Origin of the sequence: Phytohabitans sp. LJ34, from assembly GCF_052068095.1 — a bacterium.
GTDB lineage: Bacteria > Actinomycetota > Actinomycetes > Mycobacteriales > Micromonosporaceae > Phytohabitans.
The window spans coordinates 30,487-47,186 of the sequence record NZ_JBQHDG010000022.1 but is presented as its reverse complement, the minus strand read 5'-3'; the positions used below and the strand labels follow the sequence as shown (position 1 = coordinate 47,186).

Annotated in this window: 17 protein-coding genes; 10 read left to right on the top strand and 7 right to left on the bottom strand. The window is 71.7% G+C overall.

The window, feature by feature from the left end; translation table 11 throughout:
- Positions 1-2 precede the first annotated feature (2 nt).
- Both ACTMTJ_RS33630 and ACTMTJ_RS33625 read left to right on the top strand, forming a co-directional pair.
- Positions 3-2,519, top strand: a complete 2,517-nt coding sequence (locus tag ACTMTJ_RS33630) for an AAA family ATPase (protein WP_441222684.1) — start codon at positions 3-5, stop codon at positions 2,517-2,519.
- 33 nt (positions 2,520-2,552) lie between these two features.
- Positions 2,553-2,804, top strand: a complete 252-nt coding sequence (locus ACTMTJ_RS33625; protein WP_441222683.1) for a DUF2630 family protein — start codon at positions 2,553-2,555, stop codon at positions 2,802-2,804.
- Between the two features lie 3 nt (positions 2,805-2,807).
- Here ACTMTJ_RS33625 and ACTMTJ_RS33620 read toward each other — a convergent pair whose 3' ends face one another.
- Together ACTMTJ_RS33620 and ACTMTJ_RS33615 are read right to left on the bottom strand one after the other, a co-directional pair.
- Positions 2,808-3,473, bottom strand: coding sequence for an HAD family hydrolase (locus ACTMTJ_RS33620; protein WP_441222682.1), 666 nt, complete (start codon positions 3,471-3,473; stop codon positions 2,808-2,810).
- Between the two features lie 157 nt (positions 3,474-3,630).
- Entirely contained in the window at positions 3,631-4,470 is an 840-nt protein-coding gene (locus ACTMTJ_RS33615) for a carbon-nitrogen hydrolase family protein (protein ID WP_441222681.1), read from the bottom strand.
- A gap of 59 nt (positions 4,471-4,529) precedes the next feature.
- Here ACTMTJ_RS33615 and ACTMTJ_RS33610 point away from each other — a divergent pair, with 59 nt between their 5' ends.
- The 6 genes from ACTMTJ_RS33610 to mug all read left to right on the top strand — a co-directional run bounded on the left by ACTMTJ_RS33610 (position 4,530) and on the right by mug (position 8,782).
- Positions 4,530-5,102, top strand: a complete 573-nt coding sequence (locus ACTMTJ_RS33610) for a TetR/AcrR family transcriptional regulator (protein ID WP_441222680.1) — start codon at positions 4,530-4,532, stop codon at positions 5,100-5,102.
- Between the two features lie 22 nt (positions 5,103-5,124).
- Positions 5,125-6,060 carry a TIGR04222 domain-containing membrane protein gene (locus ACTMTJ_RS33605; RefSeq protein ID WP_441222679.1) on the top strand — a complete coding sequence of 312 codons (936 nt, stop codon included), beginning with the start codon at positions 5,125-5,127 and terminating at the stop codon, positions 6,058-6,060.
- Between the two features lie 200 nt (positions 6,061-6,260).
- Positions 6,261-7,106 (top strand): DUF692 domain-containing protein, encoded by an 846-nt coding sequence (locus tag ACTMTJ_RS33600; protein WP_441222821.1) that lies wholly within the window; start codon positions 6,261-6,263, stop codon positions 7,104-7,106.
- Positions 7,103-7,453, top strand: a complete 351-nt coding sequence (locus ACTMTJ_RS33595) for a hypothetical protein (protein WP_441222678.1) — start codon at positions 7,103-7,105, stop codon at positions 7,451-7,453. Before ACTMTJ_RS33600 ends, ACTMTJ_RS33595 begins: the two co-directional genes overlap by 4 nt.
- A 16-nt stretch (positions 7,454-7,469) precedes the next feature.
- A complete protein-coding gene (locus ACTMTJ_RS33590) occupies positions 7,470-8,231 on the top strand; it encodes an SDR family oxidoreductase (protein WP_441222677.1) in 762 nt (253 codons plus the stop codon).
- 5 nt (positions 8,232-8,236) lie between these two features.
- Positions 8,237-8,782: a G/U mismatch-specific DNA glycosylase gene (gene mug / locus ACTMTJ_RS33585; RefSeq protein ID WP_441222676.1), complete on the top strand. Its 546-nt coding sequence runs from the start codon at positions 8,237-8,239 to the stop codon at positions 8,780-8,782.
- 498 nt (positions 8,783-9,280) lie between these two features.
- Here the strand turns inward: mug and ACTMTJ_RS33580 are convergent, their stop codons facing one another.
- The 4 genes from ACTMTJ_RS33580 to ACTMTJ_RS33565 form a co-directional block, all read right to left on the bottom strand.
- The gene (locus tag ACTMTJ_RS33580) at positions 9,281-9,469 is read right to left on the bottom strand and encodes a hypothetical protein (RefSeq protein WP_441222675.1); all 189 of its coding nucleotides are present in this window, start codon (positions 9,467-9,469) and stop codon (positions 9,281-9,283) included.
- 20 nt (positions 9,470-9,489) lie between these two features.
- Complete coding sequence (locus ACTMTJ_RS33575) at positions 9,490-11,427, bottom strand: ABC transporter ATP-binding protein (RefSeq protein ID WP_441222820.1); 1,938 nt, start codon at positions 11,425-11,427, stop codon at positions 9,490-9,492.
- Between the two features lie 107 nt (positions 11,428-11,534).
- Positions 11,535-12,299 carry an enoyl-CoA hydratase/isomerase family protein gene (locus ACTMTJ_RS33570; RefSeq protein WP_441222819.1) on the bottom strand — a complete coding sequence of 255 codons (765 nt, stop codon included), beginning with the start codon at positions 12,297-12,299 and terminating at the stop codon, positions 11,535-11,537.
- Between the two features lie 46 nt (positions 12,300-12,345).
- On the bottom strand, positions 12,346-12,573 hold the full coding sequence (locus tag ACTMTJ_RS33565; RefSeq protein ID WP_085066491.1) for a helix-turn-helix domain-containing protein: 228 nt from the start codon (positions 12,571-12,573) through the stop codon (positions 12,346-12,348).
- 142 nt (positions 12,574-12,715) lie between these two features.
- Between ACTMTJ_RS33565 and ACTMTJ_RS33560 the strand changes: the two genes are divergently transcribed.
- Entirely contained in the window at positions 12,716-13,891 is a 1,176-nt protein-coding gene (locus ACTMTJ_RS33560) for a hypothetical protein (protein WP_441222674.1), read from the top strand.
- 5 nt (positions 13,892-13,896) lie between these two features.
- Here the strand turns inward: ACTMTJ_RS33560 and ACTMTJ_RS33555 are convergent, their stop codons facing one another.
- Positions 13,897-15,495, bottom strand: a complete 1,599-nt coding sequence (locus ACTMTJ_RS33555; RefSeq protein WP_441222673.1) for an ABC-F family ATP-binding cassette domain-containing protein — start codon at positions 15,493-15,495, stop codon at positions 13,897-13,899.
- 181 nt (positions 15,496-15,676) lie between these two features.
- On the opposite strand from ACTMTJ_RS33555, the gene ypfJ reads away from it, so the two are divergent.
- Positions 15,677-16,582 carry a KPN_02809 family neutral zinc metallopeptidase gene (gene ypfJ, locus ACTMTJ_RS33550; RefSeq protein WP_441222672.1) on the top strand — a complete coding sequence of 302 codons (906 nt, stop codon included), beginning with the start codon at positions 15,677-15,679 and terminating at the stop codon, positions 16,580-16,582.
- The last annotated feature ends 118 nt before the right edge of the window (positions 16,583-16,700 follow it).

Here is a 16,700-nt window from a genome sequence, read left to right as displayed (position 1 = left end):
CCATGAAAGAGCAGGACACCGTCGCTCCCGTCGAGGGCCTCCGCCCGCCGGACGAAGGACCGCGCGACGACCGCCGGCCCACCCGCCCCAAGCTGCCGATGTGGGACCGGGTCAAGTTCGTCATCCTGCTCGCGCTGCTGTGGCTGATCCTGGTCTGGGCCGCAATGGCCGACAACCCGCTGCTGCCGTTCGACGACGCGGCCCGCATCGAGGCGCGCGACTCGATCTGGATCTTCGTGCTCATCGGCATCGAGGTGCTCCGGCAGATCCATTTCCTGATCAGTGAACGGTGGAGCGGCTACCACCACTTCTGGACGCACCGCTTCTTCGGCGGCATCGAGCGGGTCACCCACCGGCGGCTCAGCGACTGGACCCGCTTCCGCATCGCGCGGGCCATCAAGTGGGCGTTCTGGATCGTCGTGTTCGCGCTGGTGGCGGGCGCCGCGCTGGACACCTCACCGTTCCTTGCGCTCTTCCAGGCACCGGCGCTCATCTGGCAGTTCCTGCCGCTGATCGTGCAGATCGTGCTGCTGATGTTCGTGCTGATCCTCCAGTTCGTCGCGCTGTTCTGGTTCCTGTCCCGGGGCGGCATCGAGACGTACTACCCGGACGACATCAAGACCCGCTTCACCGACGTCTGGGGCCAGGACCACGTGCTCGACCGCATCCGGGAAAACCTGCTCTTCCTGGAGAAGCCGGACGCGATCGAGGCCAAGGGCGGCTACGTACCGGGCGGCATCCTGCTGTGGGGACCGCCCGGCACGGGCAAGACGCTCATGGCCGAGGCGATGGCGGGTGAGACCGGCCGGCCGTACGTGTTCGTCGACCCGGGCGCCTTCACCAACATGTTCATGGGCGTCGGCATCCTCAAGGTCAAGTCGCTCTTCCGCAAGTTGCGCAAGCTCGCGCTCCGGTACGGCGGGGTGATCGTCTTCTTCGACGAGGCCGACTCGCTGGGCCGCCGCGGCGCGCTCGCGCAGGGCGGGCCGGGGTTCCCGCGCGGTCTGCGGCCGGCCGTGTTCGGCGACGGCTGCCACGGCTTCTCGTACCTCTCGAAGGACACCCAGTGGCGCCTCACCCAAATGGCGATGGCCAGCGCCAGCCCGGCGCCGGACCAGCCGGGCGCCGGGCGCGACAGGGTCGTCATGGGCAACATGATGGGCGGTGGCGGCGGCGACATGGGCACGCTACAGGCCCTGCTCAGCGAGCTGTCCGGCCTGAAGAAGCCGCGCGGCCTGGTCAACCGCTACGTGCGGCGGCTGCTCGGCATGCGCCCCAAGCCGCCGCCGAAGTACCGCATCCTCACCGTGATGGCCAGCAACCTGCCGGAGGCGCTCGACGAGGCGCTGCTGCGGCCGGGCCGCATCGACCGGATCTACAAGGTCGGCTACCCGAGCAAGGCCGGGCGGATGCGCACATACCAAGGCTATTTCGACAAGGTGCGGCACGAGCTGACCGAGGAGCAGATCGACAAGCTGGCGGTCATCACGCCGTACGCCACCGGCGCCACGATCAAGGATCTGGTCAACGAGGCGCTGATCACCGCGATCCGCGACGACCGCGAGGTCATCGAGTGGCGCGACGTGATGCAGGCCAAGCGCCTCAAGCAGCTCGGCCCGCCAGAAGACGTCGAGTACATCGAGCGCGAGCGGCACGCCGTCGCGGTCCACGAGGCGTGCCACGCGGTTGCCGCGTACCGCACCCGCTACCACATGGAGATCGACATCGCGACGATCGAAAAGGGCGCCGAGTACCTCGGCATGGTGGCGAGCATCAAGCCGGAGGACCAGTTCAACCGGTGGCGCACGGAGCACGAGGCGGACATCTACGTCTCGCTCGCGTCGCTCGCCGGCGAACGGATGTTCTTCGAGGGCGACAGCTCCTCCGGCGTCTCCGGCGACCTGGAGCACGCCACCATCGTCGCCACGCAGATGGAGGGCTTCTGGGGCATGGGCTCGACGATCTCGTCGTACGCGACGTCGGCCCAGATCGGCACCGGCGCGCCCGGCGGCCGTGGCCCGGGCAACCGCGAAGACCCGGAAGACGTGGCGCGCCGCGCCCTGGCCGACCGGATCGAAGACAACCTCACCGCCCACCTGGAGCGCGTGGTCGACCTGCTCAAGGCCAACCGCCGCGAGATCCTGACGCTCGCCCACGCGCTGGAGACGCACAAGACGCTCACCGGCGAAGACGTGGTGGCGGTGCTGGAGCGCCGGCCGGGTCCACTTGTCGACGGCACGGTGTACCAGCGGGAGGAGCTGCTGCGCGAGATCGAGGACTACCACCGGGCCGCGGTCGTGGCGCACCGCGGACACGCCAAGGTGAGCGTCACGCTCCCGTTCGTCCCCACGGCCACGCCGACGCCCGACTCCGCGTGGCGCCCGCCGGCCGCGATCACCGCGACCCCGAACGGGGCGGAGCCGGCCGAGGCCGCCGAGTCGCCGAACGGCGGCGGGCCGGCGGCCGGCGACGACCCCGGGGCCACAGAGCCCGAGGCCGACCCGGCTACCGAGCGTTGAGCCACCGGCGGGCCGCCGGACTCTCGTAGGCTCATGGTCATGGAAGACACGACGATCCTGTCCGAGATCCACAAGCTGGTCGAGGAGGAGCACCGGCTCCGCTCACAGGTGCAGAAGGGCCAGATCTCGTCCGACGACGAGCGGACGCGGCTGCGCGAGGTCGAGGAGTCGCTCGACCAGTGCTGGGATCTGCTGCGCCAGCGCCGCGCCGCGCGCGAGGCGGGCCACGACCCGGAGGCCACGCAGAGCCGCCCGAAGTCCGAAGTAGAGGGTTACTTGCAGTAGGCCTTACGCGTACCGGGCTACCCCGGCCGCGGCCAGCACCGTCGCCACGGCCGGGATGATGCCCTCGGCCGTGCGCGTCGGGCGAAAACGCTCCTCCATCCAGCTGCGCCCCCGGTGCAGCCACACGCTCGGCAGCCCCATCGCGGCCGCGCCGCCGATGTCGGCCTCCGGGCTGTCGCCGACCACCCAGGCACCCTGCAAGCGCATGCGCACCCGCTGCGCGGCCATCGCGAAGATGCGCGGGTTGGGCTTGCTCACCCCGGCATCCTCGGAGATCACCCAGTCGGCGACGTAGCGGTCGAGGCCGGTCCGCCGGATCTTGATGTCCTGCTGCCGGGTCGTCCCGTTTGTCACCACGACCGGCACCCAGCCCGAGTCGTCGGCGATCCGCAGCGCGCAGGCCACCAACGGGTCGAGCGTGAGCCGCTCCACCAGGCCCTCGGTGAGCTCGTCGACGAGGTCGATGGAGGAGACGCGCAGCCGGTAGCGGTCACGGATCGCGTCGGCCACGTCCCACCGGTCGGTCAAACCGTCGGCGTCGATGGAGAGCAGCCACTGGAGGTCTTCCGGCGGGGCCCCGATCTCCGCCAGAAAGTCTTGTGCCCACGCGCGAAACGTCCCGGCCCGATCGAGCAGGGTGTTATCGAGATCGAGGAGCAGGAGGGGCACTCGCGCACCCTACGTGACCGGACGCACCCCCGAACAGACCCGCATCGTAAACAAGGGAGGCAATACGAACCTTTTTCAACGCCCCTTGCGGCCCGCGGTGGTCAAGGTCGAATCGGGCGCCAGCAACGCGCGGTCCGCGTTGAAAAGAGTTCGCTGATTAAGCAGTCAAAACCACCCGGTCGGCGCCGAGGTCGGTGCGGTGTTCGGCGAGCATCTCGTGGGCCGCTCGGACCCGCTCGACCTCGGTCGCGTCGAGGGTCGCCACCACGACCGCCTCGCCCTCGTCGGCACCACGCGCGACCGGGCGCCCCTCCGGGTCGTAGACGGCGGCACCGCCGTTGAAGCGCCACGGCGCCGCGCCGCCGACCGGGTTGGCGAACACCACGTAGATGCTGTTGTCCAGCGCCCGCGCCGCGTAGTACACGTCGCGCCGGTGCGCCGAGCCCACCAGGTACGCGCTCGGGCACAGGTAACCCCGCGCACCCGCCACCGCGGCCGCCCGCGCGTGCTCGGGAAAGCAGCCGTCGTAGCACACGCCGAGCCCGAGGCGCCAGCCGTCGACGTCGAGCGTCGCGCCCCGCGTACCCGGGACGAAAAGCTCCTTCTCCTCGGGCCCGCACATGTGCTGCTTGTCGTAGGGCGCGGCGACCCGGCCGCGGCGGTCGACCACCAGCGCCGCGCAGGTGCGGCGGCCGTCGGGGCGGCGGACGGCCGCGCCGACGACGATGACGGCCCCGCGGTCGGCGGCGGCCGCGCGGAGGGGGTCGAGGCGCGCGTCGGCCACCCACCCGCCGTCGTCGGCCGCCACGTCCGTCGTGGCCGGGCTCGCCCGCAGCGCCGGCGGGTGATAGCCGGTCAGGAAAAGCTCCGGGAGTACGAGCACCGTGGCGCCCCGGTCGGCAGCGAGTCCCGCCAAGCGGGCGGCCTGTGCGGCGTTGGCTGCCACGGCGCCGGGGACCGCCTCGGCCTGCACGGCGGCTACGGTGAGTGGTCGCATGCCACCAAGCCGTACGTACGGATTGCCGCGCCACCCGTCACCGTGACACGATCGGTCACGTGCCGAGAGTGAGCCAGGACCAGCTCGACGCGCGGCGGCAGGAGATCCTCGCGGCCGCTCGCGCCTGTTTCGCTCGGCACGGATACGAGGGTGCCACGGTCCGCCGGCTGGAGGAAGAGACCGGTCTGTCCCGTGGCGCGATCTTCCACCACTTCCGCGACAAGGAGTCGCTCTTCCTCGCCGTGGCCGAAGACGACGCCGCCGCGATGGTGGAGACCGTCGCGCGCAACGGTCTGGTGCAGGTCATGCGCGACCTGCTCGCCCGCGCCGACTCCACCGAGACGGCCGGTTGGCTGGGCAGCCAGCTGGAGGTGTCGCGGCGGCTGCGCACCGACCCGGCGTTCGCCAAGCGGTGGGCGCAGCGCGCGCAGGCAATCACCGACGCCACCCACGAGCGCCTCCGCCGCCAGCGCGAGGCCGGTGTGCTCCGCGACGACGTGCCGCTCGACCTGCTGACCCAGTTCCTCGAGCTGGCGTACGACGGGCTGGTCCTGCACCTCGCCACCGGTCGCCCGCCGGGCGACCTCGGGCGCGTGCTCGACCTTGTCGAAGAGGCTGTCCGTAAGGCGTGACAGCTTGGTCCACACTGAGCGCATGCAGACGGTTCTCGCCGCTCAAGGTGACACCTGGGGGATCCCCGGGTCCTCCTTCCTGGCGCTCTTCGCGGCCACCGCGGCCGCACTGGTGATCGCCGCGCTGATCCACCGGGCCGTGCTCTTCGCCGGCCACCACACGCCGGTCGACCGGCTCGGCCCCCAGCAGGTCGCGTTCCTCAACGGCGGCGAAAAGCTCGCCGTCTACTCGTCCCTGGCCGGCCTCAAGGGCGCCGGCGCGATCGAGGTGGGGCCCGGCCGCACGCTCACCACCTCCGGACCGATGCCGGCCGGCGCCACCCCGCTCGACCAGGCCGTCTACAACGCCGCCGGCCAGCGCGTCCGGGCCCGCGACGTGGCGGACCAGCAGTGGGTGGCGATGGCGCTCACCTCGCTCCGCGAAGACCTCCAGCAGCGCGGCCTCGCCCCGAGCGAGGGCGCCCGAGCCGCCGCCCGTGCGGTGCCGTTCCTGATGCTGGCGCTGCTGGGCCTCGGCGTGGTGCGGGTGGTCGCCGGCGTGATGAACGACAAGCCGGTGATCCTCCTTGTCGTGCTGCTGATCGCGTGGACGATCGTCACGCTGACCCTCCTCGCCAAGGTGCCGACCCGCACGCGGGCCGCCCGGCGGGCGCTGGAGGAGCTGCGGCGGCAGCACGCCTACCTCTCCCCCTCGATGGGTCCCGCCTGGGCCACCTACGGCGCCGCGGGCCTCGCGCTCGGCGTCGGCCTATACGGTGCGGCCTCGCTCTGGCAGGCCGACGCCGCCTTCGCCGAGGAGGCGGAGATACAGCGCCAGTACGCGTCGTCCGCGAGCACCGGCGGCTCCTACGGCGGCGACTCCAGCGGCTCGAGCAGCTCCGGCGGCTCGGACTCCGGCGGCGACGGCGGCGGCGGTGGTGGTTGCGGCGGCGGCTGTGGCGGGGGCTGCGGCGGATGACGGTCCCGCCCCATGCCGTCGACGGCGGCGGCTCCACGGCCGCCGCCGGCTCCCCGGCCGGCACGGACCGCGGGCGGCCCGACGACCGCGGCGGCTCCGCGGCCGGCACGGACCTCAAGCGGCCCGACGACCGCGGCGGCTCCGCGGCCGGCACGAACCTCGGGCGGCCCGACGACCGCGGCGGCGCCGGAAAGGGCGAGCTGGGGACCGGCGGCGCGGGTGCGCCGGGCGGTGGCCCGTTCGGGGTCGGGATCGGGTGGCGGCCGGAGATCGCGGGCTTCGTGGCCGCGCTGCCCGGCCTCAGCTTCACCGAGGTGATCGCCGAGTCGGTGCCGGCCTCCGGGCCGGTGCCGGCTCCCCTCGCCGCCCTGCGCGACGCCGGCGCCGCGGTCATCCCGCACGGCGTGCGGCTCTCGCTGGGCGGCGCCGAGCCCGTCGAGCCCGCCCGCGTCGCCCACCTGGCCGCCGCCGCCCGGCAGCTGGACGCCCCGCTGGTGAGCGAGCACATCGCGTTCGTCCGCGCCGGCGGCCTCGAAGCCGGCCACCTGCTCCCCCTCCCGCGCAGCCGCGAGGCGGTCGACGCCGTCGTCGCGAACGTCGCCCGCACCCAGGCCGAGCTGCCCGTGCCCATCGCCCTCGAACCGATCGCGGCCATCTTCGACTGGCCCGACGACGAGCTGGACGAGGCCGCGTTCCTCACCGAGATCCTCGACCGCACCGGCGCGCTGCTGCTGCTCGACATCGCCAACGTCTACGCCAACGCCCGCAACCGCGGCACCGAGCCCACCGACCTGCTCGACCGGCTGCCGCTGGAGCGCGTCGCGTACGTGCACGTGGCCGGCGGCGCCGAGCACGACGGCATCTACCACGACACCCACACCGACGCGGTGCCGCGCGAGGTGCTCGACCTCGTCGCCGAGCTGTGCGCACGCCACCGCCCGCCGGCCCTGATGCTCGAACGCGACGGCCACTACCCGCCCGCCGACACCCTCCGCACCGAGCTGGACGCCATCGCCGCCGCCTCCGGGTACCCGGTGGTGACATGAGCGCCCTGGCCGAGCGCCAAGCCGCGCTCGTCGCGGCCCTGGTCGCCGGTGCCCCGATCCCCGACGGCTTCGACCCCCGGCTGATCGACACGGCGCGGCAGGCCTTGTTGCGTAAGCGTTCCGGCGAGGTCGCCCGCCACTGGCCGCTGCTCGCCGCCTCGTTCGGCACCAAATGGCCGGCGGTCTTCGCCGAGTGGGCCGACGGCCGCCCCACGCAGGGTTCCTTCCAGGACGGGCTGGCGCTGGCCCGCTCGCTGACCCTGGCCGGCGCGGCGGCCGAAGAGCTCGCCGAACGCGAGGCCGCGCTCCGCCCCGGTTTCCTCCGCCGCGTGTTCCGGCGGGGGTGATGGCAGGATCGGCGGTATGGATCTGGGGCTTGCGGATCGCGTCTATGTCCTCACCGGTGCGTCGCGCGGTCTCGGGTACGCCACCGCCGAATGCCTCGTCGCGGACGGCGCCAACGTCGTCGTCTCCGCGCGCTCCCCGGAGGGCGTCACCGCCGCGGTCGAACGGCTCGGCGCGCCCGAGCGGGTGATCGGCGTGGCCGCCGACCTCGGCGACCCCCTGGCCGCCGAGCGCCTCGTGGCGGCGGCCCGGGAACGTTTCGGCCGGATCGACGGCGCGCTCATCTCCGTCGGCGGGCCACCCCGCGCCAGCGCCACCACCGTGGAGGACGCGCAGTGGCGCGAGTCGTTCGAGACCGTGTTCCTGGGCTCGGTGCGGCTGGCCCGCGACGCGGCGGAGGCCATCGGGCGCGACGGCGCGATCGGCTTCGTCCTGTCCACCTCCGTGCGCAGCCCGATCCCCGGGCTCGGCCTCTCCAACGCGCTGCGCCCCGGCCTGGCCGGCGTAGCGAAGGAGATGGCCGACGAGTACGGCCCGCGCGGCATCCGCGTCTTCAGCCTCCTGCCCGGCCGCATCCTCACCGACCGCAACCAGGAGCTGTTCGCGGCGACCGGCGACCCCGAACGCGCCCGGCGGGAAGCGGAGGCGGCCATCCCGCTGGGCCGCCTGGGCGAGCCGGCCGAGTTCGGGCGGGTGGCGGCGTTCCTGCTCTCGCCGGCCGCCAGCTACCTGACCGGCCTGTCGGTCCCGGTCGACGGCGGCGCGGTGCGGTCGCTCTAAGCGCCGTGAAGCCCACCAAGGACCAGCTTGCCGCCGCGGCCGACCGCACCATCCCCGACGTGATCGCGCCCGGCCTGGCCGTGCTCTTCAGCGGCATCAACCCCGGCCTGTACTCCGCCGCCACCGGCCACCACTTCGCCCGCCCCGGCAACCGCTTCTGGCCCGCGCTGCACAGGTCCGGCTTCACACCCAGGCAGCTGCGGCCGGACGAGCAGGAGGAGCTGCTGGGCTACAGCCTGGGCATCACCAACGTGGCGGCCCGAGCCACCGCCCGCGCGGAGGAGCTGAGCACCGCCGAGCTGGTCGCCGGCGCCGGTTTGCTGACGGCGAAGGTCCGCCGCTTCCGCCCGCGGTGGCTGGCGGTGGTCGGCGTGACCGCGTACCGCACCGCGTTTCGCCGGCCCAAGGCGGTGTTCGGCGCGCAGCCCGAGACGATCGGCACGACGAAGATCTGGGTGCTCCCCAACCCCAGCGGCCTCAACGCCCACTACACCCCCGACTCCCTCGCCGCGGCCTTCGCCCTCCTCCGCGAAGCCACGCACGCGAGGTAAGCGCCCACCGGTTTCTTCAGGCAGATTTGCCCGCGTCCGCGTCACCTGCGGGCCGCATGCTCCCGCGGGCACCGCTCCGGTCGGCGGCTCGCAGGGCTCGCCGAAACCCCCGACCTCCGCTGCCGGGTCCGCGCGACAAGCCCTCGGGTCCAGTCGCAGGCGCCACCTGTGACATCCCGACGTAACGTCACCAGCGTCGGGAGCCGGACTGTGAGATCTAGGAGACTTAGGGCTGATATGGCGCCCTGACCGTTCTAGATCCGAAAGCACCTGTCCAGGCCGGTGACACCGTGTCACCAAGCGGCGCACCGACCCTCGGGCAGCGTGCGACAAGGCCCCCCGTGGGCTTGCGGCGCGGACCTGGCAGCGCGGGTCGGGGATCTCGGCGAGCCCTGGCGAGCCGCCGACCCGCGCGTACTCCGGCGGGAGCAACGGTCCGCAGCTGACACGAACCCGGGCAACACCAGCACGACGGCGTCACCCTGATCCGGAAGGTCTCTAGAGCGCGAAGGGGCGGTGCTCCAGCGCGCGATCGATGATCTGCTCGGCCGTCAGGTCCTTCGGTGAATGGAAGATCAGGTCGCTGACGTGGGGGTTGGGGATCGAGCGCTCCAGTGCCTCCAGCCAGGCCGACGCCTCGTCGTCGCCGCCGGCGCCCGACTGGAGGAGCTCGACCAGCGCGACCATCTCCGCGCGGCTCAGGCGGCTCAGGAGTCGGCGGCGTAGTCGCGGGGTGGGACGGTGACCGGCTCGGGGTGGTCGGTGTCGGTGTAGGGCGCGGGCGAGTCGGCCACGGCGAACTGGGTGCGGTAGAGCTCCGCGTACAGCCCGCCGACCGCGACGAGCTCGTCGTGGCGGCCGCGCTCGACGATTTTGCCCTCGTCGAGGACCAGGATCTGGTCGGCGTCACGGACGGTGGAGAGCCGATGGGCGATCACCAGCGCGGTGCGGCCGGCCAGGGCGACCGACAGGGCGCGCTGCACCGCGGCCTCGGACTCGGAGTCGAGGTGGGCGGTGGCCTCGTCGAGGATGACGATCGAGGGGGCCTTGAGCAGCAGGCGGGCGATCGCGATGCGCTGCTTTTCGCCGCCGGAGAAGCGGTAGCCGCGCTCGCCGACCATCGTCTCCAGGCCGTCGGGCAGCGCCCGCACCAGCTCCTCGACCTGGGCGCCGCGCAGCGCGGACCACAGCTCGTCGTCGGTGGCGTCGGGCTTGGCGTAGCGCAGGTTTTCCGCGATGGTCTCGTGGAAGAGGTGCGAATCCTGGGTGACCACGCCGATCGTGTCGCGTAGCGACTCCAGCGTGGCGTCGCGGACGTCGACGCCGCCGACGAGCACCTGGCCGTCGGTCACGTCGTACACCCGGGAGACCAGCATCGACGTGGTGCTCTTGCCGGCGCCGGAAGGGCCGACCAGCGCCACCATCTCGCCCGGCTCGACGCTGAACGAGACGCCGCGCAGCACCGGCTCGGAGACCGTGCGGTCGAGCGTCACGACGTCTTCGAGCGAGGCGAGCGACACCTCGGCGGCCGCCGGGTAGCGGAAGCGCACGTCGCGGAACTCCAGCCGCCCGGAGCCGGCCGGGATGGCGACCGCGTCCGGCTTTTCGGCGATCGACGGGGTGAGGTCGAGGATCTCGAAGACCCGGTCGAACGAGACGAGCGCGCTCATCACGTCGACCCGCACGTTGGAGAGCGCGGTCAGCGGACCGTACAGGCGGGTGAGCAGCAGCGCGAGCGTGACGACCGTGCCGGCGCTGACCGTGCCGTTGACCGCCAGCCAGCCGCCGAGCCCGTAGGTCAGCGCCTGGGCCAGCGACGCGACCAGCAGCATCGCGACGAAGAACGTGCGCGAGTACATCGCGGTCTGTATGCCGATGTCGCGCACCCGCTCGGCCCGCTCGCCGAAGCGCTTGGCCTCGGCGTCCGGCCGCCCGAAGAGCTTGACCAGCAGCGCGCCCGCCACACCGAAGCGCTCGGTCATCGTGGCGTTCATCTTCGCGTCGAGGTCGTAGCTCTCCTTGGTGATCTCCGCCAGGCGCTTGCCGACCCGCCGCGCCGGGATGATGAAGACCGGCAGCATCACCAGCGAGAGCGCGGTGATCTGCCACGACAGCGTGAACATGACGGCGGCGGTGAGCACGAGCTGGATCACGTTGCTCACCACGCCGGAGAGTGTCGACGTGAACGCCCGCTGGGCGCCCATCACGTCGTTGTTGAGCCGGCTGACCAGCGCGCCGGTCTGCGTACGCGTGAAGAACTGAAGCGGCATCCGCTGCACGTGGTCGTAGACCTTGGTGCGCAGGTCGAGGATGATGCCCTCGCCGATACGCGCCGAATACCACCTTTGGGCGAGCGAGAGCAGCGCGTCGGCGACCGCCAGGCCGGCGATCAGGAAGGCGATCCGCACCACGGCGGTGTCGGCGTCGGGGCCGCCGCGGGTGATCGTATTGATCACGTCGCCGGCGAGGACCGGAGTGGCCACCCCGATGGCGGCCGCGATCACGACCGTGATCAGGAACACCACGATGTCGGCCCGGTAGGGTCGCGCGAACGCCAGGATGCGCTTGGCCGTGCCGCGGGCAAGCCGGTGGCCGGCCACCTTGTCGCGGGCGCGCATCGCCCGCAAGGTCTCCCAACCCCCCATGCCATACGACACGCGTCACCTCCGCGTCAGTCCCGGGACAAGTCTGCTACTCCGGTATGACAGAACTCGTCACGTAAGCGGAGTGTTCCCGCCGGCCCCTTACCCGCTCACTCGCCCAGCCCGGCGAGGTCGCGGAAGCGGCGCACCTGCGCCTCGCGCTCGGCCAGGTCCTGCTCCGCGTACGTGCGGTCGGCGGCGCCCGCGAGCAGCGCCTTGAGCTCGACGACCGCGTCGCGTGGGGCGGCCAGCACGGCGGCGGCGAGGTCGCGCGCGGCGCCGTCCAGGTCGGCTCGGGGCACCACGAGGTTGGCGACGCCGATCCGCTCGGCCTCCGCCGCGCCGACGCGGCGCGCGGTGACGCAGATCTCCAGAGCGCGTCCGTATCCGACGAGCTCGACGAGGCGTTTGGTGCCACCCAGATCGGGTACGAGACCGAGCGTCACCTCGGCCATGGACAGTTGTGCGTCGTCGGCGAGTACGCGCAGATCACACGCCAAGGCGAGCTGGAATCCGGCGCCGATCGCATGACCCTGGACGGCGGCGATGCTAACGATGTCAGGACGCCTCAACCACGTGAATCCCATTTGAAAGGCGTGAATGCGATCCACGCTTTCCTCTGGGGTGAGGCGGGCCATCTCCGTGAAAGAATTCGTCCCTTCACCACTCACTAGCGAAAGGTCCAACCCCGAGGAGAAGGCCCGTCCCTCGGCCCGTACGATTACGACCCGCACATCACCGGGCAGGTCGCGGGAGAAGTGTGACAACGCCGTCCACATCGCCGGCGTTTGCGCGTTGAGCACGTCGGGCCGGCACAACGTCAGAGTCGCGACCGGCCCGGCGCATTCCAGCCGAACACCGCTGTCGTCGGTCATCGGGGGGTTTCCGACAGCGGCAGGGTGCCGAACAGGCGAAAGGCTCTCACGCCTTCTTGCGGCGACGCGCACCGCCGCGCTGGCGGAGCTGCACGCCCGACTCGGTCAGTACCCGGTGTACGAACCCGTACGAACGGCCGGTGGAGGCCGCCAGAGCACGAATGCTCTCGCCGGACGTATACCGCTTGACCAGGTCTTTAGCGAGCGTCTGCCGCTCGGCCCCGACGATCCGGCGACCCTTCTCAGTGCTGGTGGCTGTGCCGGTGGCTGCCATGTTGATTCCTCACGTCCCAGACTGTGCGGTTTCTTTGCGGTCCTGTCTATTAGACCGCCTCGAACGATCATGCGCTAGATATCAACCCTTCGCCAAGCGACACGCACACCTTGTCGCCTACCCGATACCGTGGTGCGCCGTGATGAGCGAAGCGCGGGTGACGCGGTGGGACCTGTTCGTGTGGCTGGCTCTAGCCGCCGCCGGACTCGCGTTCACCTGGCTGGCGGTACGGTTCGCGTCACCACTCGGCACGGATGCCGCGCCTTTCCTCGGCACGTACACCGCTAACGTCAGACCGAACTCTCTGCTCGCACCAGCGGTCGCCGCGGTCACGCTCACCGTCGCCGCGCGCGGCTGGTGGGACCGCGCCCCATGGCCGATTGTGCTGCTCACCGGCTATCTCGCGGGCCTAATGTGGACCGTCGCATTGGCCATTGTCAACGGTGTTCACGGCTTGTATGGTCCGGCGAATCACTCCGGCGAACCACCGGGCCCGGCTCTCGTGTTGCGGTGGATCCACCGCGCCGGCGTCACCGACTCGCTCGCCGTGGGGCTGCTGCTCACCGCCGCCGGCGGCCTGCTCGTGCCACTCGTCCTGGTAGCCGTGCGCAACGGCTGTGGCGATCTGGAAGCCCGCCGCTACCTGCCCGTGGTGGTGCTCGCGCCGTACGCCATCTGGGTGGCCGCCAGCCTCGACGCCCTTGTCGCGGTGCTGGTCGCGGCGATGGTGGCGGCGGGCGCGTGGGCCAGCGACCACCGCCGCACCGGCCCGAAGGCGGGCGCCGGGGCGATCACCGCCGGCCTGCTGCTGGGCGTCGCGGCGATGTTCTCGTTCGCCGTACCCTGGATGGGTTTTTCGCTGGTTTGTCTGTATTTCGCGCGCCGGCGGGCGGCTCTCAACTTCCTCACCGGCCTGGGCGCGCTGGTGCCGGTGGGCGTGGCGCAGCTGCTCGGGTTTCGCTGGGTGGACGGCCTGCTCGCGGCCCAGCGCGAACGGCCGGTGCTCTGGTGGGGCGTGATCAGCCTGGCCGTGCTGCTGCTGGCCGCGGGCCCGGCGCTTGTCGCGAGCCTCCGCAAGACGCGCAACACCCCCGGTTGGCCCTTCCTGGTGGGCGCGGGCGCCGCCGTGCTGTCGACCGTGCTGGCCGGCCTGGCCCGGGGCGGGGTCGAACACGCCTGGCTCACGTTCTTTCCCTGGCTCACGGTCGCCGCCACCGCCCCCGAGCGCCAGGCCGGCCCCTCGGTCCGCAGCCCCCTTCTCCTGGTGGGCGCCGGCGCGGTGGCCGCGATCGTGCTCAGGGCGGTGCTCACCCCGTGATCCAGTCAGGCGAGCTCGACAAGTTCGAGCAGGTCGTCGCTCCAGGCGTCTTCGTCGCCGTCGGGGAGCAGGATCGCGCGGTCGGGCTTCAGGGCCTGCACGGCGCCCGGGTCGTGGGTGACCAGCACGATCGCGCCGGGGTAGCGGGCGATCGCGTCGAGCACCTGCTCGCGGCTGACCGGGTCGAGGTTGTTGGTCGGCTCGTCGAGCAGCAGCACGTTGGCGCCGGAGCAGACCAGCGTGGCCAGCGCCAGCCGGGTCTTCTCGCCGCCGGAGAGCACGCCGGCCGGCTTGTCGACGTCGTCGCCGGAGAAGAGGAACGCGCCGAGGATCTTGCGTAGATCGGTGTCGGACTGCTCCAGCGCCGCGCTGCGCATGTGCTCCAGGACGGTGCGCTCCACGTCGAGCGTCTCGTGCTCCTGCGCGTAGTAGCCGATCCGCAGGCCGTGCCCCGCGACGACCTCGCCGGTGTCGGGCTCCAGCAGGCCGCCGAGCATCCGCAACAGCGTGGTCTTGCCGGCACCGTTGAGGCCGAGGATCGCCACCCGGGAGCCGCGGTCGACGGCCACGTCGACGTCCGTGAAGATCTCCAGCGAACCGTACGATTTGGACAGTGCGGTCGCGGTCAGCGGGGTGCGTCCACACGACGCCGGGGTCGGAAAGCGCACCTTGGCGACCTTGTCGGAGACCCGCTCGTCCTCCAGGCCGGAGAGCAGCTTTTCGGCGCGGCGGGCCATGTTTTGCGCGGCGACCGTCTTGGTGGCCTTGGCCCGCATCTTGTCGGCCTGGGCCATGAGCGCGCCGGCTTTCTTCTCCGCGTTGGCCCGCTCGCGCTTGCGCCGCCGCTCGTCCGTCTCGCGCTGCTCCAGGTACTTCTTCCAGCCCACGTTGTAGACGTCGACGACCGCGCGGTTGGCGTCGAGGTACCAGACCTTGTTGACCACCGCGTCGAGCAGCGACACGTCGTGGCTGATCACCACGAGCCCACCCTTGTGCGCGGCCATGTATCCGCGCAGCCACGTGATCGAGTCGGCGTCGAGGTGGTTGGTGGGCTCGTCGAGCAGCAGGATGCCGGCGCCGTCTTCGCCCGCGTCGCGGAAGAGGATGCGGGCCAGCTCGATGCGCCGCCGCTGGCCGCCGGAGAGGGTGCCGATCGTCTGGGCGAGCACCCGGTCGGGCAGCCCCAGGTTGGCACAGATGCGTGCGGCTTCGGCCTCGGCCGCGTATCCACCGAGGGAGGCGAACTGGTCTTCGAGGGCGCCGTAGCGACGCAGCATGCGCTCGTCGTCGGCGAGCTTGCTCTCCATGGCCTTCATCTCGGCCAGCAGGGTGTCGAGGCCGCGGGCGGAGAGCACCCGGTCGCGGGCGGTGACCTCGAGGTCGCCGGTGCGCGGGTCCTGCGGCAGGTAGCCGACGGCGCTGCGCCGGTCGACGGTGCCCGTGTAGGGCATGCCCTCGCCGGCCAGCACCTTGAGGGTGGTGGTCTTGCCGGCGCCGTTGCGGCCGACCAGGCCGATGCGGTCACCCGGCTGCACGCGCAGCGTGGCGTCGGACAGGAGGATCCGGGAGCCGGCGCGAAGCTCCAGGCCCGTGGCGGTGATCATGGTGGCAAACTCGCTCTCGTCGTCGAAGGCTGGCTCAGGGCGCGCTAAAGAGCCGGCCGGTCATCGACCCGGTCGGCTCGGAGAGGCTCAGCCTTCGCAGAGCAGCACGGGAGCGATTCTACCCGGCGCCGCGTGGGCCCCCAACCGAGTAAGAATCAAGATCACTGGGTACCGATTCCGCGTGGAACTCAACGAAGATGCCCGGATCGATACCAGCCAGGTCGAGGACCGGCGCGGATCCGGCGGCGGAGGCGGTCTCGGCGGCATCCCGCTGCCGAGCGGTAAGGGTGGGTGGATCGGCCTCGTCGTGGCCCTTCTGGTGGCGCTCGCCGGCGGCGGGCTCGGCCTCAACCAGGTCACCGGCGGCGACGAGCAGGGCGACAACACGGCCCTGGAGCAGAAGTGCGCGGCGGACCAGGCGCTCGCCCAGCTCGACTGCCGCAACACGCTCTACGTGAACTCCATCCAGGCGTACTGGCAGAAGGCGCTCCCCGAGCGGTTCGGCAAGCCGTACGAGCCGGCCGACACGGTGATCTTCAGCCAGGCGGTGAACACCGGGTGCGGCGCGGCCGACTCGGGCGTCGGGCCGTTCTACTGCCCGGCGGACGACCACGTGTACATCGACCTGACCTTCTACGAGCAGCTGGCCGACCAGCTCGGCGCGCCGGGCGAGTTCGCGCAGCCGTACGTGCTGGCCCACGAGTACGGCCACCACGTGCAGGACCTGCTCGGCACCGAGGCGCAGATGCGCCGCCAGCAGCAGCGCGACCCCGGCAACGCCAACCAGCTCTCGGTGATGCTGGAGCTCCAGGCCGACTGCTACGCGGGCGCGTGGGCGAAGAACGCCACCGGCACGACGGACGCGGGCGGCCAAAGGATCTTCAAGAGCATCAGCCAGCAGGACATCCAGGAGGGCCTCGACACGGCCGCCGCGATCGGCGACGACACCCTCCAGAAGAAGTCCGGCGGGCGGATCGACGAGTCGCAGTTCACGCACGGCACGTCGGCGCAGCGGCAGGAGTGGTTCGGCCGCGGACACGAGACCGGCGACCCGAAGTCCTGCGACACCTTCGGAAACGCCCTCTGACCCCATTAGATCGTCACATTCGAAAAGCAGATGCGAGCTACCGCGATGTCCGTCGTGGTCCAGACCGCCGCTCCCGCGGCCTCACCCTCCGCCGTTGGTCCCGGCCTGCCCCAAGAGG